At 37.1% G+C, this 20,332-nt stretch carries 20 protein-coding genes and 3 pseudogenes; 14 read left to right on the top strand and 9 right to left on the bottom strand.

From position 1 onward, the window contains the following. Window positions 1-42 precede the first annotated feature (42 nt). The 6 genes and pseudogenes from tnpB (HWV03_RS22825) to HWV03_RS16365 all read right to left on the bottom strand — a co-directional run bounded on the left by tnpB (HWV03_RS22825) (window position 43) and on the right by HWV03_RS16365 (window position 2,739). Window positions 43-264 carry an IS66 family insertion sequence element accessory protein TnpB gene (gene tnpB, locus HWV03_RS22825; RefSeq protein WP_211676868.1) on the bottom strand — a complete coding sequence of 74 codons (222 nt, stop codon included), beginning with the start codon at window positions 262-264 and terminating at the stop codon, window positions 43-45. Further along, window positions 261-380: an IS66 family insertion sequence element accessory protein TnpB gene (gene tnpB / locus HWV03_RS16380; protein ID WP_211676867.1), complete on the bottom strand. Its 120-nt coding sequence runs from the start codon at window positions 378-380 to the stop codon at window positions 261-263. The genes tnpB (HWV03_RS22825) and tnpB (HWV03_RS16380) overlap by 4 nt, the downstream gene beginning before the upstream one ends. A gap of 141 nt (window positions 381-521) precedes the next feature. Further along, window positions 522-653 carry an IS66 family insertion sequence element accessory protein TnpA gene (gene tnpA, locus HWV03_RS22820; protein ID WP_446724891.1) on the bottom strand — a complete coding sequence of 44 codons (132 nt, stop codon included), beginning with the start codon at window positions 651-653 and terminating at the stop codon, window positions 522-524. Window positions 654-1,337: 684 nt separating this feature from the next. Beyond that, a pseudogene (locus HWV03_RS16375) lies at window positions 1,338-1,760 on the bottom strand (IS66 family transposase); the annotation flags it as partial. A gap of 53 nt (window positions 1,761-1,813) precedes the next feature. Beyond that, the gene (locus HWV03_RS16370; protein WP_255547185.1) at window positions 1,814-2,422 is read right to left on the bottom strand and encodes an IS3 family transposase; all 609 of its coding nucleotides are present in this window, start codon (window positions 2,420-2,422) and stop codon (window positions 1,814-1,816) included. A gap of 11 nt (window positions 2,423-2,433) precedes the next feature. Further along, complete coding sequence (locus HWV03_RS16365; protein ID WP_211676866.1) at window positions 2,434-2,739, bottom strand: transposase; 306 nt, start codon at window positions 2,737-2,739, stop codon at window positions 2,434-2,436. Window positions 2,740-3,166: 427 nt separating this feature from the next. Here HWV03_RS16365 and HWV03_RS16360 point away from each other — a divergent pair, with 427 nt between their 5' ends. The 14 genes and pseudogenes from HWV03_RS16360 (at window position 3,167) to HWV03_RS16290 (ending at window position 17,459) form a co-directional block, all read left to right on the top strand. Further along, a complete protein-coding gene (locus HWV03_RS16360; RefSeq protein ID WP_211676865.1) occupies window positions 3,167-4,297 on the top strand; it encodes a hypothetical protein in 1,131 nt (376 codons plus the stop codon). A 130-nt stretch (window positions 4,298-4,427) separates the two neighbouring features. Next, window positions 4,428-6,269: a hypothetical protein gene (locus HWV03_RS16355; RefSeq protein WP_211676864.1), complete on the top strand. Its 1,842-nt coding sequence runs from the start codon at window positions 4,428-4,430 to the stop codon at window positions 6,267-6,269. A 29-nt stretch (window positions 6,270-6,298) separates the two neighbouring features. Then, complete coding sequence (locus HWV03_RS16350; protein ID WP_211676863.1) at window positions 6,299-7,636, top strand: hypothetical protein; 1,338 nt, start codon at window positions 6,299-6,301, stop codon at window positions 7,634-7,636. 96 nt (window positions 7,637-7,732) lie between these two features. Next, window positions 7,733-8,983, top strand: coding sequence for a hypothetical protein (locus HWV03_RS16345; RefSeq protein WP_211676862.1), 1,251 nt, complete (start codon window positions 7,733-7,735; stop codon window positions 8,981-8,983). Between the two features lie 112 nt (window positions 8,984-9,095). Next, window positions 9,096-10,328 carry a hypothetical protein gene (locus HWV03_RS16340; protein WP_211676861.1) on the top strand — a complete coding sequence of 411 codons (1,233 nt, stop codon included), beginning with the start codon at window positions 9,096-9,098 and terminating at the stop codon, window positions 10,326-10,328. Window positions 10,329-10,355: 27 nt separating this feature from the next. Next, the gene (locus HWV03_RS16335; RefSeq protein ID WP_211676860.1) at window positions 10,356-11,141 is read left to right on the top strand and encodes a hypothetical protein; all 786 of its coding nucleotides are present in this window, start codon (window positions 10,356-10,358) and stop codon (window positions 11,139-11,141) included. Between the two features lie 43 nt (window positions 11,142-11,184). Further along, window positions 11,185-11,490, top strand: coding sequence for a hypothetical protein (locus HWV03_RS16330; protein ID WP_211676859.1), 306 nt, complete (start codon window positions 11,185-11,187; stop codon window positions 11,488-11,490). Between the two features lie 144 nt (window positions 11,491-11,634). After that, window positions 11,635-12,438, top strand: a pseudogene (locus tag HWV03_RS16325) (IS4 family transposase); the annotation flags it as partial. A gap of 203 nt (window positions 12,439-12,641) precedes the next feature. Beyond that, a pseudogene (locus HWV03_RS22815) lies at window positions 12,642-13,750 on the top strand (IS91 family transposase). Between the two features lie 616 nt (window positions 13,751-14,366). Then, window positions 14,367-14,564, top strand: coding sequence for a hypothetical protein (locus HWV03_RS16305; RefSeq protein ID WP_211676855.1), 198 nt, complete (start codon window positions 14,367-14,369; stop codon window positions 14,562-14,564). Next, complete coding sequence (gene tnpA / locus HWV03_RS22810; protein WP_446724890.1) at window positions 14,557-14,751, top strand: IS66 family insertion sequence element accessory protein TnpA; 195 nt, start codon at window positions 14,557-14,559, stop codon at window positions 14,749-14,751. Before HWV03_RS16305 ends, tnpA (HWV03_RS22810) begins: the two co-directional genes overlap by 8 nt. A gap of 141 nt (window positions 14,752-14,892) precedes the next feature. Further along, window positions 14,893-15,243: an IS66 family insertion sequence element accessory protein TnpB gene (tnpB, locus tag HWV03_RS16300; protein ID WP_211676854.1), complete on the top strand. Its 351-nt coding sequence runs from the start codon at window positions 14,893-14,895 to the stop codon at window positions 15,241-15,243. Window positions 15,244-15,327: 84 nt separating this feature from the next. Beyond that, window positions 15,328-16,734 carry an IS66 family transposase gene (gene tnpC, locus HWV03_RS16295; RefSeq protein WP_211676853.1) on the top strand — a complete coding sequence of 469 codons (1,407 nt, stop codon included), beginning with the start codon at window positions 15,328-15,330 and terminating at the stop codon, window positions 16,732-16,734. A gap of 74 nt (window positions 16,735-16,808) precedes the next feature. Continuing rightward, the gene (locus HWV03_RS16290; RefSeq protein WP_211676852.1) at window positions 16,809-17,459 is read left to right on the top strand and encodes a PEP-CTERM sorting domain-containing protein; all 651 of its coding nucleotides are present in this window, start codon (window positions 16,809-16,811) and stop codon (window positions 17,457-17,459) included. 384 nt (window positions 17,460-17,843) lie between these two features. Here HWV03_RS16290 and HWV03_RS16285 read toward each other — a convergent pair whose 3' ends face one another. The 3 genes from HWV03_RS16285 to HWV03_RS16275 form a co-directional block, all read right to left on the bottom strand. Further along, on the bottom strand, window positions 17,844-18,362 hold the full coding sequence (locus HWV03_RS16285) for a hypothetical protein (RefSeq protein ID WP_211676851.1): 519 nt from the start codon (window positions 18,360-18,362) through the stop codon (window positions 17,844-17,846). Further along, window positions 18,362-18,817 (bottom strand): hypothetical protein, encoded by a 456-nt coding sequence (locus tag HWV03_RS16280; RefSeq protein ID WP_211676850.1) that lies wholly within the window; start codon window positions 18,815-18,817, stop codon window positions 18,362-18,364. Before HWV03_RS16280 ends, HWV03_RS16285 begins: the two co-directional genes overlap by 1 nt. 212 nt (window positions 18,818-19,029) lie before the next feature. After that, window positions 19,030-20,070, bottom strand: coding sequence for a GMP reductase (locus HWV03_RS16275; protein WP_211672556.1), 1,041 nt, complete (start codon window positions 20,068-20,070; stop codon window positions 19,030-19,032). Window positions 20,071-20,332: the final 262 nt, after the last annotated feature.

The raw sequence follows: 20,332 nt of genomic DNA, 5'->3' as shown, positions 1-20,332 counted from the left end.
TGTATTGGATCATGCAACAGGCAATTGTCGATCCAGTGACGATCACCTCACTGCGAGACCATTTAAAGGCTTGTGTGAATGAGCAGTTTCTAATGATAATCCTGAGAGCAACCAATTTAGCTGATGTTGGTTGATTGTCAGAGCGTCTTGCTCACCAGTGGCACAAGGCCACTTAAAGCGGCCTTTCTCTAAGCGCCGATAGTAAAGCCAGAAACCATTGGTATCCCAAAATAAGATCTTAATTTTATCGCGATGGCGATTCAAGCTTCACTCAGCGGGTCCATTTCCAGCACATCACTGACGATTAAAGATAAGCCATCAATGGATTTACGCATGTCCGTATGACCCGTAACAAGGTAGATCAGCTTGTGTGGTGTCATGCTGAAAACACACTTAAAAATTGCTGTAATTTGCTCGGTTCTAATGACACGGGAAATGAAAATTGATAACCATTAGGTAATGTTAGAGTGAGTTGCTGGTCAGGTTTAGTTTCAGGAAATACGAGTGGTATAACCTTCTGCTTATTTGTTTTTTTTAGGTGGTTGTGGGCTGAGCTTTTTAGACCAAGCATAAAATGTGGATACGGCAATATTGTTACGTTTACAGAATTCAGATTTGTTTAGGCCACTTGCAGCTGAAATATGCGCTGCCAATGTTGTTCTTTTTTGCTTTGTGACATGATTTTATCCCTTCATTTAATGAAGGATAATCATGCAATAACTGAAAATATTTGGTAGGTGGGGTTAACTCAGCGCTTACCTTGCTTCGTAGACAGCTCTTAGCTCATCAATTAATTCTTTAGAGTTCAATATTTCCTCCTAATACGCTTAGCAACTTGTTATTTGGTTGAATTTCCGATTAAAACGATGTAATTACTAATATATTTTTTAGCTTAACTTTATATTATTAGCTATAGCTTTCATATTATCGTAATGTTCGTACTTAATTCTCTCCACCTTCACATCACGACTCCACAAATAGGCATGTAATGCATTAACTTCGCGCTTATCATATAGGGCAACACATAAAGTACTGTAAGCACAATTCAACGCACATCTATCTAACCCCCCTTCGGTAAGTCGAGGAAGAATTTCTTCCAATCTTAACTGTACTTTCTCACAACTCTTTTTCGCTGATTGCGAAACAAGTAAGTCCTCTTGAGATAGAAACATTCCGATGCTCTTAATTACATCATTCAAAATATGCTTAACGTTAGGGCTATACAAACTACCATCAAGTGTGTTGGTTACTCTGAGAATCTAGGGTCGACGTTATTCTGTAGTTATTTTTCATTAACAAGCAAGTATTGAGCCATTAAAGTTTAATTGAATTTTTATTGAGGCTTTATTACTTTTTAGTTGTTTGGGCGCAGACTCAGCAAGCAATACTGTTTTTAAGCGCATATATAATGGCTCAAGTAATGCCGCACAGCGTAATATCCAACTCGACATTGTTTGACGGCTTAACTCAATACCGATATCACTGAACATAGTTTCTTGTCGATAAAGGGGCAAACCAAATTGATATTTACAGGTAATGATTTGACTGAGCAAGCTCGGTGTCGCCATGCTTTTGGGTATCGGTGTTGCTGGCATTGGTGCCATTTTTACCTGACTTTCAATCTCGTTATTTTCACAATGTCGGCACGTATACTTCGGGCGAATGGTTTTGATGACTTTAATATAAGCAGGGACAAACTCAAGGGTTTCGCCACTACTTTCACCTATCTTATGTAATGGATGACGGCAACAATCACACGTTTATGTGTGTCATCAATATCAACTGTAATGGTCAACTCAAATCGGACACTTGCTTAAGCTACTTTTCTTAATATCTGTTGCTCAAATTCCATCGGTGATAAATACCCCAATGTCGTATGTGGCCGCTTGCTGTTGTAATAAGCAAGATAATCCAAAATACAGAGTTCAGCGTCTTTCTTTGTTTTCATGTTGTCGGCAATACTCCATCCAATGATTTGCCTTGAATATAAATCCATTACAACGGCTAAGTACATCCAACCTTCAAGTGTCCAAACGTAGGTGATATCAGTTGTCCAATATTTATTTGGCTGTTGAACATCGAATTTACGATCTAACAAATTATCTGCAATATTAAAATTATGCTTACTATCAGTCGTTATCTTGAATCGTTTTGGGTAGCGAGCTTGCAAGCCTAAACGCGACATTAAGCGCCATATTTTATAATAGCCTACATCAAAGCCTTCTTTGCGTAACTCATTGGTTAATCTGCGATACCCTAGCGTTTTCCTGTGATAATTAAATATCTCAGTTGCCTTGATATCAAGCGCAACATCTTTCTTAGGCGACGCTCTATTTGATAGCCAGTGATAAAAAGCACTAGGGCTTACGCCCATTGCTTTACATGTAACTCGAATTGGAAATGTCTTCTTATACTCAGCAATAAACTGAAACCTTACTCGCTTTCCTTGGCAAAGAAGACTGCGGCCTTTTTTAGGATTTCCTTCTCCATCAGCAGTTTAGCGTTTTCTTTACGTAGCATATCAAGTTCATTACGTTCAGATAGGTTCAAGCTTTCTTGTTTGGTTCCTGGTCTGGCTTGCGAACCACTTTCAGCCTTAACCCAACGCGTGATAGCACTTAATGAAATACCTAAGCTATCTGCGGCACCTTGACTGGTATATCCTTGCTCAGTAACGAGTTTTACAGCGCCTTGCTTGAATTCAGTTGTAAATTTCGGACGTTTAAATTTAGTATTCATAATCACCTCTAATTAACATTATACTTAAATGCTTTTAGAAGTGTCCGATAGAATTAAACCACAACAATAACCTTGTTCTGTTATTAAGCCTAAAGCTTCCTCTTTAAACTCTTTGATATAAGTTCGGTACTGTCTTTTCGTATTCATGCTTACCTCAATTGTTGGTTCTATTATCCACAATCAAGGTGTCCAGATAGATTAGACCAGAATAATTGATGTCGAAAAGGATGTTAACTATTATCAGAATGCAACACAACCCTCCTTGTGAACATACAGTTGTAAAACAAATATACCCCAAGTTCAATGTCCTATTGTGAAAGTAACATTTTATTAACTATTAATTAACTTTTGTCCGTTGAAATGGGGATCTGCGTATGAAATACTCTAACAAACAAACATAAACTCAAGATCATAGGAATAAGAATATATGTTAAAAAATAAGAGTTTTTTTTTAAAAAGTTCACTTTTATCGCTAGCACTGTGTTTTCCTGCAATAGCCAGTGAAGGCATTTTTTCTCCAGTATATATTTACAATAAAGAAAGTGAGACAAATAAATTTATATTAAGCAATTCAGATTGGAGTTCAATTCAAAGACTTACGAGTAATCTTCTTTCTCTTCCTCACAGTAAAGCCGAATTAAAGGCGAGATTAGATTTAAATGATAATAATGATTTTGATCAATTTGAACCATTACTTGCATCATATAAGGGGATTCATGATAAAGCACATGAATGGCTAACAGTCATACATCCAAGCATGCTAAAGTCCGCTTGGTCAATCGTCTCTTATGCTGATGATATGTCTGTATATTTAGCCCAGCTTCAACGAAGTATGGCTAAATTAGCTGACACAAAAAGTGAAGAAGACTACAAGGTTGTAATAAAGATAGCTGAAATATTGAGAAATCAGTCTGAGGGTTTCGAGCATGAGAGTCAGGAATCCTTAGATAGTTTCAAGGAATATAAATGGTATCTTTATCAACAAAGTAAAAATTTAAACACAATCCAAACTAATTATACAGAAGATATAAAGAATATAAATACAGTGGCATTAAAGGAAGAAATAACCGACTTTCTGGATAAAGTTGAAATATTACAAAAAAGGTCAGAATTTCTAGAATATCAAGAGATGATGATTGCAACTTATATATGGATCCCAATAGCAGGATGGATAAGTGCACCTATTGTCGCCAAAGTTTATGGAGATGAAGACTCGATAATATTACAAGAAATAAAAAAATTAAAAAATATAATTAGTGAAGATAAACTAAAGCTATCACTCTTCCAGACATATATATTAGCCGATAAGAGTATGGCGCAGAGTATCACATACCTAAATACCCTGTCTCCTTTATTATCTAAGGTATCAACACAGTGGCAAAAAATGTCATATGATATGGATTCAGTTATTAAATATAGTAATCGAATCATGAGGGGGGATAGCACACTTGAATCGCTAGTGGGAGAAGGGGAAGTACAGCAAATAATTAAAGACTGGACAGACTTATCTACACTGGCTGAGGACTTTATCCGCAAGGCTAGAATTATAAAAAAATAGCAATATAAATAATCCCTTGAAATAGTTAATGAGTAAACTACTAAAATTCAAGAAGTATGAAAAATAGTAGTTTACACATTAAATTTAGTACATTTTCGATAAAATATCAATAAAAGGATAATTGATCATAATGCAATTTAATACAAAAAAAAGTATTCTTAGTGTCCTCATACCATACCTAATAACTTTTAACAGCTTTGCAGGAACATGCACATTAGACCTTGAAGATGAAATATACCGAAATACTCTACTAGCTGATTCACCAGTAGAAAATATAAAAGCAGAAGGAGAATTAGGGTTTGGAGATCTTTTTGGTTCTGCCATGTTTCTTGTCGGAGCGTACAGTCTAATTAATACAATAGAACATGGTGATGTAAATGAGATTCTGGCTAGTACAACTTTGACGATAGCTGGCGGAGCCAGTGTGATATCTTCTGCTATTGCGAAAACGACAGGAAGTCTTATTGCCGAGATCGTTGGAGATTCACTCGATGGTATAGGATTCGTCGTAGGAGCGATACTAAATACAGGCACTATAATGGAATTAGATTCTAAGATCGCTGAATTACAGCTAAGTGCCGAGCCCAGTGAGATGCTGGACACGTACCAGAACGCAATTGATAGTGCTCTTGAGACAATACGCCCGAACGATGAATATCTAGACTTGCCTTTAGAACAATTGGTTGAATTAATTATTAATAATTCAGATGAATATGTTCTATTGCAAAATAAACGAGTATTAGACTTCATTCAACTCAATACTTTTTCATCAGCATTAAAAATACACGTAGAGAAAAATAAATTTTCATCCACTTCACTTGATAACATGAAGAATGATTTTAACGATATAGTTGAATCTATTTATGACCCATCGGATTATTTCTTAAATATTCAGATTCTAGGTCAAAGCTACTTTGCTCCAGGTAAGTTTACAGATACTATCACGATTCATGCGGATTATACAAGTGATAGTTGGCAATCTTATATCCAAAAAATAGAACCTGTTATCGACTCTAGCTCTTACATATTACGAGATAAATCGTCAAAAATAACTCAAAAAATGGACATTACTAAAGACCTTTTGGATGAGTTCTCCCTTGTGACATCGGATTCTGAACGGATTGCATATAATGATAAAATTGATAAAACTATTGGTTGGCTATATTTTAGCAAACACTTTATAACATTTATAAACAATCGTGTAGAACCTATAGAAATCACGGATAATATACTTTCTACGTTGACATTAGGCTTATGGGAATTTTTCTCTAATGATTCTTTACCTAAAGGTTTGATTAATGACTTATTGATAATGAATCATATAAATCAAATCTTAGAAAAATTATCCGGTGAAACAAGTATACAGGAAGATGAAGGCGTTATTTTCAAGAAAATAGTTGAATTCAGCCAAATAAAAAGCATAGATCCTGATCCAGAGAAAGATACAGGGTTCTTAGAACGTGCCATTAAGTCAGCTCTGAAATCTGCCCAAAAAGACGTTGCGCCGCTTTATGTAAAGGAGCATATCAATAAAGATTATCAGGAAAAATTCAAAAACATCTTATCAGACCATATTTCCGTATATTCAGAAGACATAAAAGAAAATATTGCTCGGACGCAGAGCGCTTATATGGAAAGACGTAAAGACGCTATGCTGTCTACACTAAGGTATTCACGCTATCAGCTTGCTTTAGTTTCAAAGCATGAACATGATGTAATTACAGATATTAATAACATTATTGATCAAGAAAGAAACGCATTAAACCCATATATAGTTGATGCTAAAGATACCAAGGATTCTCTAATAAGAGTTAAATATAACATTATCAAGTATAAGGAAAATATAAAAAGTGAAATAATACCAGGTACATATTGGACATATGGAAAGACTCCTAGAATAACAGTATATTTTGATACCGTCCTTGAACACCTTGATAAAGCATACAGTGTTGTCGATTCCTTCGATAATTAATATTAATTCATATACGTAGAGGCGTTACTTTGCATACATATATAAATAAAGAAAAATATAATTTTACTATAGGCTTTGTTGTTACAGTAGTTACCATATTTCTCCTGCTTATTTCTAACATAGCAAACGCTAAACCGATTAAGTTTGATGATATATATATTGATAAGTTACTCAATGGAAAAGCATGGGAAGCTTTGCGTGGTTCATCTCGATCGGGGGACTTAGATTCAAGAAAAACAATAGAAGATGTTATCTTACGAATATTAAACTTTGATGATAGCAGTAGTACTGAATTTATAAAAAATAAAAAATTAATCCGCGAAGTAGATATTCATTCCGAAAATATAAATAAAACAGAAGTATGGGAGATAAATGCAAAGTTTGATGATGATATTAATTTTAATCTCAAGGTGAGTAAAAAATATATTAATTTAGATATTGATGGAGGACAGGAAATGGGGAGGGGAACCCTAGAGAAGATGGCATGGGATTTTGATCACATGCTAGGCCTAGGAATAGTACCACCTGTTGCTGTAGATAAAGACACAGAAAGTAATACTACAATCATATATAGTCTTTTTGCTGAGGATACCGTTTCGGATAACTACCGGTTATTATCTTCAGACCTTGCTCAAGGCCTCAGTTTTGAAGGAGAACCAATAGAGCATATGGGGGTAGAGTTTACCGGAGTTGAAGTAATAGACTGGCTGTTTGGAAATACAGATCGTATTACCATTGGTTCAGCGGGAAGTAAAATAACACTTGCTGGTATAGATGTTCCAGCTCGTGGCATAATTCAAGACAATTTCCTTATAGATTCAGAAGGTTTTCCTATCGCAATAAATAATGAGTCTCTATTAAGTGCGACAATGCCAAAATATCCTATTACAAATTCTTCTTTAAGTGACTTTTTTCATTCTTACCATGTCTATGAGCGTTTTCTTGACTATTCTCATCTTGGTGAGTATACCGCTTCAGATTTTATGGAGACCTATTTATTAGAACTTCCAAAAGACTTTTTAGCGATACTTGAGGCACAACTGGCACAGGTGAATGCAAAACTTTCGAAGGAAAATCAGATAAAAGATATAACAGAGATGATAGCTCAGCGATGGAATGCTATAGCTGACCAGGTCGAACAACGCTGGGGAATTTCAGAGGATCCTGTAGAGACGAAAATAGAGATTGAAGCCGAACCTAGACAACAGGCTTCACGTACTAAGGACGCTCTTGCTTTAGTTAACCCTGAAGATAAAAAAAACATCGATATATCAGAACTAACCCATCCACTACTCGAGGAACAATCAGTTCGAAGCACAAGAGGTGACTCAATATACATTCAAAAAAGTCTCCGATGTAATGAATAAAATAGAAAAAACCTACTGAAACCCCCCCCACCTTACTTCACGCCCTAACAATTTAGGGAAAGGAAGGGGGGATTTGATAAAAAGGATTTAAAAATTATGAATATAAACTCAATAAGAAAATTATCAGTGGTGTATTTTTTAATTATGACATACACCGTTTTGGGTGCTGGGCTGGCTCAAGCTCATACATTAGATCAGAAATATTTAGATAATATTTTAAACGGAAAGGCATGGACTGCATTACATGACGCAACGACGGCTGGAGACTTCGAAGATAAAAAAATTATAAAAAATATAATTCTGGATATATTAAATTTTGAGGATTCAGGGAATGTAACTGAGGCGAGGCTGATACCTAGACCTGAAAACGAAGGAGAGCCGAACAATCTACACCCTGTAGAAATGTGGAGTGTAACATCCGAGTATAAGGAGCAAAAATTTAAAATCAAAGTATTAAAGAAAAGAATTATACCGCCTACTAACGCACCCTACGAAAAAGGAGCCGAACAATCTGAATTAATGGCTTGGAAATTTGATGATCAACTAAATCTAGGTATTGTCCCTCCAGTGGTCATAAATAGTACATCAGAAGACGGTAAAGGTGGTGCTGATGTGTACTTTCTTTTTGTTGATGACGCAATATCAGACAGCTACAGGATATTAGCCCCTAATAACATAGGTATAGAACATGATGCGGTGATCATAATGGATCATATATTTGGCAACCCCGATCGACTTTATGAATACTTGAGTACTCGTTCAAGAGAGATTAATGGGATAGACTACCCTATTAAAGGTTGGAGGCAAACAAATTACCTCATAGATGAAGACGGTAATCCCATTGCTATAGATAATGAACAACTTGTTTCTGCCTACAGCATCACCAAAAAAGAATATATTTCAGAAGAAGCTTATTATGACTTTGCCTATTCCAAAGATGTTTATGATGCTTTTATTAGTCATTCTGATCTTTCTCCAGATGGGTATGAAACCATTTTTTTGGAGGCCTATTTAGCCGAGTTGAGTAAAGAGGAACAGCATATATTACAACAAGATAAAACATTAGAAAAAATTACTGAACGTTGGAATGACATTGCGAAGGAACTCCATGACAGATTTGGAGCTTCTGATTATGATTGGTCAAATCATGGGCGCTTACATAAACAATATGCCAACAATAGAAAGAGCGCTATAGATCAATTTCGTGAAGACATTGATGTGCCGACAAATGAATATGTACTTGGAACAGATATCAGTCAGTCAAAGAATAAAACCATTAGTGAACTCCTTCTATCTAAAAGCAGGGGAGATAGTAAAACTTTAAAGAAAAATACATTGTGTAAATAATTATTAAAGACCAGATAACCGTTTAAAAAACACACGGTAAAACATCTCCAATAAACTAGCAACGTGATCCGATAAAATAAACACTATAAAATTAATTAAAATGGATATAAATATGGCGTTAATAAAAAAAAATATACTGATATTCTTATGTATTATTGTATACATAACGTTGAGTGCAAGACCCGCTCAATCACATACTTTACATCAGAAATATTTAGATAATATTTTAAATGGAAAGGCATGGGTTGCATTACGTGATGCAACTAAATCTGGAGACTTAGAAGATAAAGAAATTATAAAAAGTATTATCCTGAATATATTAAATTTTGATAATTCTGGGCATGTGACAGAGGGAACCATTAAATATAAAATAAAAGGCGGTATAAATAATTTGAACTCTATAGCAGTATGGGAAGTAGAATCAGAATACGAGGGACAGAAATTTAAGACAAAAATATTGAAGAAAAGAATTGTAGCTGATAGCTATGGAGAATCCTCTGAAAGAGAGAAATTTGAATTAATGGCTTGGGAATTTGATGATCTACTAAATCTAGGTATTGTCCCCCCTGTGGTTATCAATAGTACACCAGTAGGCGAGAACGGAGCCTATGTATACTCTCTTTTTGTTGACAATACAATATCAGACAACTACAGGATATTAGCCCCTAATGACATAGGTATAGAGCGTGATTCAACGATCATAATGGACTATATATTTGGAAATAGAGATCGACTTTATAAAAACAGCATAATTTACGAAAAAAAAATTAATGACGTAACGTACGCTATTCAAGGTTGGGGACAAACTAATTATCTCATAGGTGAAGAGGGATACCCTATTGCTATAGATAATGAATTTCTTGTTGAAGCTACGGGCAACATAAAAAAAGAATATATTTCAGAAGAAGCTTATTATGACTTTGCTTATTCCAAAGATATTTATGATACTTTTATCGATCATTCTAATCTTTCTCCAGGAGGATATGATACCTTGTTTTTAGAAACGCATTTTGCAACAATTGAAGGGGAGGTTGCCATTGAATTAAAACAAAGCCAAGCATTAGAAAAAGTTACTGCTCGTTGGAATGAGATTGCGAAGGAACTCCATGAAAGATTTGGAGCTCCTGATTATGATTGGTCAAATAATGATCGTTTACATAAACAATATGCCAACAATAGAAAGAGCGCTATAGATCAATTTCGTGAAGGCATTGATGTTCCGACAGATGAGTTTGTACTTGGAACAGATATCAGTAAGTCAAAGAATGAAATCATTAGTGAACGCCTTCTATCTAAAAACAGGGGGGAGAGTAAAACTTTAAAAAAAATAAGGTTATGTGAATAACCTCAGAGAGGTTTAAACGTACCGCTGTTGTTGCTACGAAGAGGGGAAGATCTAGCCTTATACGATCCAGAATCCCAAACCAGTATTCTTATCCAACAAGTTGATACCGCTGCACAGACCAACAAAATGAAGCTGAGAACTGCGTTAGGAGAAATACATTTAGAGAGTATAATATTGAAAATGGACCTACTATTATCAGCAACACCTAATGAGATCATCACTTATGGGATGTTACAGGAAGGAGAAATAGTCCCAGTGGCGATAGAAAATGCTTCATTTGATAACACAGATATTCCCGAAAATACCCTAGTAAAGGATGTTCCGGGGTGGAATCTTTTTGCTTACAATACTGCAATTGTACGTGAAACCTCGGGTTTATCCGCTGTTGATGGCGGGAACTTCATGCAAATTAGCTGGAGTGACAGCTCGATAAATCAGGAGCTGAATGAAACTTTCGATACCGCTGCAGATTATCAATTGGCGATGGATTTCGCTAATAGCAAGTATGGTATTTCCGTCTCTGGCTTCGAGATTCGTCTATGGGCAGGCGATACCCTATTAGGTAATGCGGTATTGTCGTACAATCAAGCTCGTGAGCGTTTGGGGTATGGTCGATGGAATACGCTGACGCTTAATTTGGATGGTCGATCCCACCAAGAGGCATCAGGGGAAAACCTTAAGATTGAAGTGCTTAATACGGGTACAGAACAGCAGGATACTGTCAATGTGGACAACATACGTCTTGAGACGTTCACTGGGGCTATGGCTGTTTTTAGCGACAATGCGTATACCATTAAACCATTAAGCGAGTAGTGGCTCCGGTTCATTAAGCTCAAATAGGACATAGGTGTCTCAGTTGACCAAGAAAGCCCAATATTTGATTTTGGCGGATATCATGCTCGAAAGTAGCAAAATGCACACGCTTGCAGAGCTTGTCGCGATATCAGGGTTCACCGCATCGCAGGTTGATGCTCAAATCGCTACGCTAAGGTACAGGCACGAATATGCGCTGCTTGTCAAAAGATTGGGTTGTAAGCACCAATACGGTTTAACGGTAGTGAACAGTTTCGGTCAACGTGATTTCGTCACTGAGCTTTTTGCGGGAAATGCATCAAAATCGTTGGCGTTATCTCGTAGTATCGTGAATGCGGAAATATGGTGATTGATATCTGAGGTTACCGAAATTTAGACACAAAAAAAGCTACTCGATGAGTTAACGCCGATCAGTGAAGAGAAATATGATCGGTTGACTGATCCTTTGAGTGGTTCAAAATACCCTTTTTCGTATAGATTGAGGGTATTTTTTTTGCTTGCACATTGGCTACTAGATACGGATACATTTGCTAATCCAGAATCACTTTCTACCTTTCAAAAAGACCTGCCGCTTGAATGGATTGAAGAAGTATTAGAAAAAACTAACAAAGCGAGCATTCGAAAACGTAAACTGCCTGCTGAGTTAGTCGTATGGTTAGTCATTGGTATGGGGTTATTTCGTGATCGTTCTATAACGGATATCGTTTCCAAATTAGATCTTAACCTCTCAGATTCACTCGGTGATAATGTCGCTCCAAGTGCAATACCTCAAGCCAGACAAAGGCTCAGCGATGAACCTCTTGCTGAGTTATTTTCAATGACGGCAAAGCATTGGGGAAAGGAAGAAGACTCAGACGATAAGTGGAATAATCTAAAGCTTTTTTCAATTGATGGTACTCAACTCCGGTGTCATGACACACCTGAACACGTAGCATCATTTGGATATATTAATTATAGTAAAGACAAGCACACTGAATACCCGATTGTCCGTCTTTGTGCTTTGACTTCACTCCGAAGCCGCATTATTCACGATGTTGCTTTTGGCCCAAGTTTCACTGGTGAAATTAGTTATGCCAAAGCACTTACCCGTTCCGCTCAAAATTCATCTTTAACTATTTTTGACCGCTGCTATCTCAGTGCGGAGCTTATGATTAACTGGCACCGAAAAAATACAGATTGTCATTGGTTGACGCCTATTAAAAGTAATACTAAATATGACATTGTTGAAGAGTTAGGTAACGGTGATTATATAGTCGAAATGGCGGTGTCTGCGCATGCGAGGAAGGAACATAGCAGCTGCGCTGCAATTGGGCTGGCTGAGAGATAGCGTGTATAATCACATCCTCTTTTGGTTGAAGCCGTGTTGTTATTACTTATGTTTTCTTCTTTTATTTTACAAATATCGGTCACGAATTAATTAGAAGACCGCTTCCTCCGCCAAAAGTGCATCACCCCAGACCCGTCCGTTATGCATTTGAAAAAAATAAACGCTGGAAGGAGATGATAAACGCGGCACCTGACACATTTAGGCCGATAGAAATTGAAGAAGTCACCAAAATGTTAGCCTGCGCTAAACCTGTTCTCGGTGGTAAGGAATATTGCTGTGATAGAGCCGATTGTCCTCATCAAAAATGCCGCTATTTTACCTGTTCTAGTCGTGCTTGTTCGTCCTGTGGTAAAAGTCCACTGACAACTGGATAATTCAACAGGTGAACAGACTGCCTGATTGCCATTGGCAACACATGACCTTTACGATGCCCGATGTACTTTGGTTGTTATTTTTTGATAATCGTTTTTTATTAGACAAAATATGTCAATTGGCGGTTGATAATTTACTTTATGCGGCCAAAAAACGCGGATTAATCATCGGTATATTTTGCGCTATCCACACCTATGGTCGTCGATTAACATGGCATCCTCATGTCCACGTATCTGTCACGTTAGGAGGCCTCGATGAGAAAGGTAAATGGCGTGCTATTGAGTTTTTTCATGAAAAAGTAGAGCAGCGTTGGCGTAATAATCTGTGTGACCTTTTACTCGCTGAATACGAAAACCTTAATGTTAATCAAAATAGCTACTGTGATTATGATGAGTGGCGTCGATTTATTCATGGTCAACGTCAACGTTTTTGGCACGTGCACTTTGCCCAGCTAACTAAAGACCCAAATAGTACGATCAATTATCTTGGGCGGTATTTAAAACGGCCACCTATATCGGGTATGCGGTTAAGCCACTATCGTGGTGAAGCAACACTTTCATTTAAATACTTAAATCATCGCACTGGTGAATATGAAGAAGAGCACCTATCATAGGAAGAATTAATTCGCAGAATAATACAACACATCCCTGAAAAGGGTTTCAAAATGATACGTTATTATGGTTTTTTAGCGAACCGCGTGGTTGGTACATTATTAGGTAAAGTGCGAGATGCTTTAGGGATGAAAAAGCTAACACCAGTCGCGCGATTACGCTATGGGCAAATGTTAAAAAGCTTTTTAAATCAGGACCCATTCACCTGTATTTTGTGTGGTGGAAAAATGGTATTTCGTCGTTTTATTGCTGGTAAAGGCAGAAGAAATTTGGTTGAAGAGGCATTTGATAATTGTTAAAAATAGCGTTGTGGGATAGATCTATCTAAAAACCCAACCGTACCCCTAAAGAGTTGCTATTGCTCGCGTTAATTAACACTTTTTAATAATTTAGCAATTCAGGATCCTTTTTTCAGAATTGAGTCAGAAGAAAAATTACTTTTTGTATCATTTTAGCTAAATACTAGATCTTTCAGATCGCTAAACATCAAGATGACTTCGGCACGACAAATAAACCATTAAAGCCGAAAGCCACGAATGCTAATCAATTGATATCATCGCCCTTTTTTATTTTTTAATTGATAAAATATTGCTTGTTTATTTTCGTTAACATAGCATTAAATACATATTTATTTATAACCATCAACTGTCGACCCGGTCGCGTTTAACACCTACAGCTACATGTTCAATTCTTATTTTGATTCCTCATTTTTCGGGTCTTCGACCTCATTAAATGTCATTAACGTGTTCATACTAAGAATGGCTTCGACCTCAACAACACTTTTTATCCTAGGTGGCGTTTATGGAATTTGAATACATTTTATCTACAGTCATAAATCAGATGATTTTCATACTTCAGCATTTATTTATAATGATAAGATGACCTTATACATTTAGAAAATAAGGATATTATCTAATGACGACTAGAAATATATTATTATTAATCTCGATTGCAACACTAACTGCTTGTTCCGCACCAGAAGAACAGTCCACATACGCTTATCAGTATTACAAAGAGCAATATATCAAATTCGAAAAAGTGCTAACTGAATGTGGAAATAAAAGTAAGCGCTTAGTTAACCCCACCTACCAAATATTTTCAGTTATTGCATGATTATCCTTCATTTAATGAAGGGATAAATCATGTCAAAAAGCAAAAAAGAACAACATTGGCAGCGCATATTTCAGCTGCAAGTGGCCTAAACAAATCTGAATTCTGTAAACGTAACAATATTGCCGTATCCACATTTTATGCTTGGTCTAAAAAGCTCAGCCCACAACCACCTAAAAAAAACAAATAAGCAGAAGGTTATACCACTCGTATTTCCTGAAACTAAACCTGACCAGCAACTCACTCTAACATTACCTAATGGTTATCAATTTTCATTTCCCGTGTCATTAGAACCGAGCAAATTACAGCAATTTTTAAGTGTGTTTTCAGCATGACACCACACAAGCTGATCTACCTTGTTACGGGTCATACGGACATGCGTAAATCCATTGATGGCTTATCTTTAATCGTCAGTGATGTACTGGAAATGAACCCTCTGAGCGAAGCTTGGTTTATCTTTTGTAATCGCCATCGCGACAAAATTAAGATCTTATTTTGGGATACCAATGGCTTTTGGCTTTACTATCGGCGGCTAGAGAAAGGTCGCTTTAAGTGGCCTAGTGCTACCGACGAACAAGATGCGCTGACAATTAATCAACATCAGCTAAATTGGTTGCTCTCAGGATTATCATTAGAAACCGCTCATGCACACAAGCCTTTAAATGGTCTCGCAGTGATGTGATCGTCACTGGATCGACAATTGGCTGTTGCATGATCAAATACAACAGGCAAACTAGCGCTATCTACTTGTATTGATTGCTAATAAATGACAAGTGAACTACCTGATGATATTGAACAATTAAAACAAATGCTGGCAAAGTTGCAGTATGAGAATCAGGTGCTTAATTCTAAAAATAAAAAGCTTCAAAACAGTCTTAATATTGCTTTAGAGCAGTTGAAGCTCAATCGTAAAAAAGAATTTGGTTCTCGCAGTGAAAAAATGCCAAAGGGCACATTTAACGAAGCTGAAGAAAACCAATCAGAAAGCAAACCTCGCGTACGAAAAGGCCGAAAGGCCTTACCAGAACATCTTGAACGAGAAGAAAAGTCTTACGTTATCGACACACCAACATGCTCATGCTGTGGGCATGATATGCATGAGTGTGGCGAACAGATAAGCGAACAAGTTAAGATCATTCCAGAAAAAATCAGCGTTATTAAGCACAAACAAATTAAATACGCCTGTCGTGCATGCGAAGCAACGTCAATTAGCTCATCAGTAGTGACTGCATCAAAACCAGCACAGCCAATACCTGGCAGCATTGCTAGCCCCGAAGCGCTTGCCGCTGTTGTCGTTGCTAAATACTGCGATGCATTACCGCTCTATCGTTTGACTGATATTTTTGCTCGCGGTGGTCTTGAAATTACCCGAGGCACATTGGCTAATTGGTGTATTAAAAGTGCCGAATTACTCAGCCCATTAATAGCGGTAATGAAAACACATTTACTTGCTCAATCAACGCTCTGCGCAGATGAAACTACGATCCAAGTACTTGATGAAAAAGATCGCACTGCACAGCAAAAATCATACATGTGGGTTTATCGTAGCAATGAATACACGGAAAAGCCGGTTGTAATCTACGATTACCAACCGAGTCGAGCACGTAGCTGCCCTAAAGCATTCTTAGCTGGGTTTGCAGGTTACTTACAATGCGATGGTTACAGTGCTTATGAAAATATCGACGATATTATTCCTGTCGGTTGCTGGGCTCATGCAAGACGTAAGTTTCACGATGCCTTAACCGCGCAGCCCAAAAAAACAGGCAAAGCCACAGTGGCATTAAATTACATTCAATCGCTTTACGCGATTGAGAAAAAATCCAAATCGTTAACCCCCGAAGAACGGCAGCACTTACGAATGAAAAAAGCCGAACCAGTCTTGCAGCAATTTCATGAATGGCTAAGCAAAAGTGCAAAAACAGTCACCCCGAAAAGTAAAATAGGCGTGGCCATTAGCTATACCTTAAATCAATGGGAAAAGCTGAGGCGTTATCTTTATTCGGGTGAATTAGGGATTGATAATAACATTACCGAACGAGATATCAGGCCATTTACCACAGGTCGAAAAAATTGGATGTCAGTATTTTTTACACCTAATAAACCGATAACGATATGCCGTTCTTTAAATTCACTAAAACAACATAAAAACAGTAGGTTGCTGACATTGGAATGATACATGCTTAAAGGTAGTTCAGTGCTGATTTATATTTCACATAATTCTCAAGCAATATTTTAGGAGAGCTGGATATGAAAATTAAAAAGATCGCAAGTTTCTTACGAAATTCTATTGTTGTAGTCAGTTTTTGCGGCATGGCAGCCACTGCTATGGCAACTATCATTGATTTCGAAGATGTTGCTGTTACTCATAATACACACTTAATTGTTAACAGTTTTATAGCCAATGATTTCGTGCTTTCCAGAGATGGGAACGGCCATATTGATCTTGGTAATGATGAGGTGTTGTATACAAACAACGGCACACAGGTTGCTTTTGTGCATAATGGGTCTTTTACCATCAATGTGGATTCTATTTCCGAAGACACGTTTGAGATTTCCCAGTTTGACGGTGCGGAGTTTTGGAGAGACGGACAGGCAAATGCAAGCGCAATAACACTCGATGGTATTACTGACCTAGGGATTAATGTCTCAGAAAATTTTGTGTTGGACGGTATTTTTGATGGCCGTAACGGCGTTGATGACTTTGAACTATTTACAGTCTCTAATGCCTTTCAAAATTTAGTTCATGCTGAATTTTCTGGCGGTGGAGCTGCCTTCTCTATTGATAACATCGTAGGTTATACCGCTAGTGAAGTTCCTGAGCCATCTATCTTGTTTCTTTTAGGTATTGGCATCACATTTTTTGCTGCAGGGCGTAGAAAAATACGCGTAACGGATTAACTGATTTTTATGCATTTATTTCCTTTGCTATAAATTAAAATAATAATAGAATCAGTTGTATATTTGTCATTGTTAATTATTAACCGGACTTGAAAATAAATAACAGGAACGCACATTATCTTAGTGTCGATTTTAATATCCGATTGATGTGGGAATCGAGATGACCTGCTATACAAATGTTATATTCTAAAAGGGCTGTTCATGATAAACCTATTTAAAGTTACCTTGATCACAAATCTATTGGCTGCTTTAGCTGTATTCGTTCTCTTTAAGTATGTCGATGCTTTTACTTCAACAAGTCTTATAGATCACCTGCATTTTTAGGTTCTATCTTGTTGCTGTTGTGATCTTAGCGATACTACTTAAAATATCACCAAGTCGTTATTATTCTATGCCATATATTTTAGGCCATGCTCTTTCCAATGCATCAAGTCCATTAAATGGTTCCTGCATTTCTTGAATTGAGAGTAATGCTTTTTGGGTGTCAGCAGGTAGTTGTTCGAATTTTCTTTTTGCTGGTAAATATAAATCTATGAATTGGATTTTTTTGAGCGTTAACAATTCATTTTCAATTTCACTATTACCATTTTTATAACTTTCAACTTCGGCAAGTAATAGGGATTCCATAAAATCACGGTATATATTTGCCATGCACTTACGATCCGCTAAATTCATAACATGGCCAAACCCTTCAACAGACTCTTGAGGTAATTTTTTTAATATATCTATAGCCGAATCAGATAATGTTTTCTGTCTTTTATTTCCACATTCAGTTAGCACTTTTTCGAATTTGATATATTGCTCTTTGTAATACTGATAAGCATATGTGGACTGTTCTTCTGGTGCGGAACAAGCAGTTAGTGTTGCAATCGAGATTAATAATAATATATTTTTAATTGTCATTATTTTGCTACCTTACATCCATAATACATGGCTCTCCAAAATTTACGCTCTTTTGGTGTTAGATCATTTCTATATGTTTGGTGTGTTACAATTTTTTCTATTTTATTTTTAGCTATTGCATCAAAAGCGCTGACAGCTTGAAAGAAAATCTCCCAATTACTTTGGAATATATTATAAGCAACAGAACCTGCGGGGCCTCCTGCCGCCTCTGTTAGGTTGGTCGCTGCCTTTAAGATAGGTTTAGCCCCCAGAGCTGTAATTTCTTCAGGGATAGCTTTTCCTGGGCTTAGAACTAATCCCGCAAAAATTAAACCTAAATTACCTATTGTCAGAGTAATCCAGCTTTTTGTTGATAGCGTATGTACCTCGTTTATTAAATCTATCGCGCTTTGACTACTTGCGCTAAATTCAAGTTCTACAATGGTTGGACATACATTTTGATTTCTAGTCGTCATTAGATAATATCCTTATTTTCTAAATATATAAGGTCATATTATCATTATAAATAAATGCTGAAGTATGAAAATTATCTGATTTATCACTGTAGATAAAATGTATTCAAATGCCATAAATGCAAAAAGGCGAGCACAATAATGGACATGCCCATATCAATGCTCGCCTTTGTTAGCTTAAATACGCAGTTCTAGACCTGCGTATTCACACTAATTTATTCTTTACCGAATACGTTATTTTCTTGCTCAAGTACGCGGACAAAGGTAGTTCGTTTGCTTAGCTCTTTTAATGATGCTGCGCCAACGTAAGTACAAGTCGAACGAACGCCACCTAGGATATCGAAAACAGTGTTTTCGATTGGACCACGGTAAGGTACTTCTACAGTTTTACCTTCTGAAGCACGGTATTTCGCAACACCACCTGCGTGTTTGTTCATCGCAGTGGTAGAGCTCATGCCATAGAATTTCTTCGTTTTCTTGCCATCAACTTCACACAGCTCGCCGCCACTTTCGTCGTGACCTGCTAACATGCCGCCAAGCATAACGAAGTCTGCGCCGCCGCCGAATGCTTTAGCAACATCACCAGCGCAAGAACAACCACCGTCACCAACCACCATGCCACCAAGACCGTGTGCAGCATCTGCACATTCGATGATTGCAGACAGTTGTGGGTAACCAACACCTGTTTTAACACGTGTTGTACATACTGAACCTGGGCCGATACCAACTTTGATGATATCTGCGCCAGACAGGATAAGTTCTTCTGTGATTTCACCAGTAACTACGTTACCAGCCATAATCGTTTTAGAAGGGTACGCTGCACGTACTTTACGTACGAAATTAATAAAAAATTCTGAGTAACCATTAGCTACATCGATACAGATAAACTGTAAACGCTCATCTAATGCTAGAACTTGTTGAAGTTTTTCGAAATCTGAATCTGATGTACCAGTAGATACAAAGATATGGTCAAAGATTTCTGGGTTTGCTTCTAGGAACTCTTTCCATTGGGCAACAGTGTAATGCTTATGTACAGCTGTTAGCATTTTGTGTGCAGCAAGTTCTTTTGCCGCTTCAAATGTACCTACAGTATCCATGTTTGCAGCAATAACTGGTACACCTGTCCAAGTGTACTTGCTGTTAGGGAAAGTGAATGTACGCTCTAAGCTTACTTGTGAACGACTCTTTAGAGTTGAACGTTTTGGGCGGAAAAGTACATCTTTAAAACCTAGCTTCAATTCTTGTTCTATACGCATGACATCTATCTTCTGTTTGTTTGCACAGGCTCTTATTCTTACGCTACGGTATATTGCAGGCGCAAGAAAAACCCTAATTCAATGGGTTCAGGATGGTACTGTGCAAAAAATTATAAGGATTTTAGTTTAAGCGGTACAAGCGAATCGTGTGTGCGGGTAAGCCGCGTTTATCCAACGCGCTTATACGGGTAGATACTAGTCTAAGGGTCGTTATCTTGTAAAGGCTTTATTTTGGGCTGAAAGGGCGGATAGATTAATTTCC

Source organism: Moritella sp. 36, from assembly GCF_018219415.1.
Taxonomy (GTDB): Bacteria; Pseudomonadota; Gammaproteobacteria; order Enterobacterales; family Moritellaceae; genus Moritella.
This window is presented reverse-complemented; position numbering and strand designations above follow the sequence as displayed.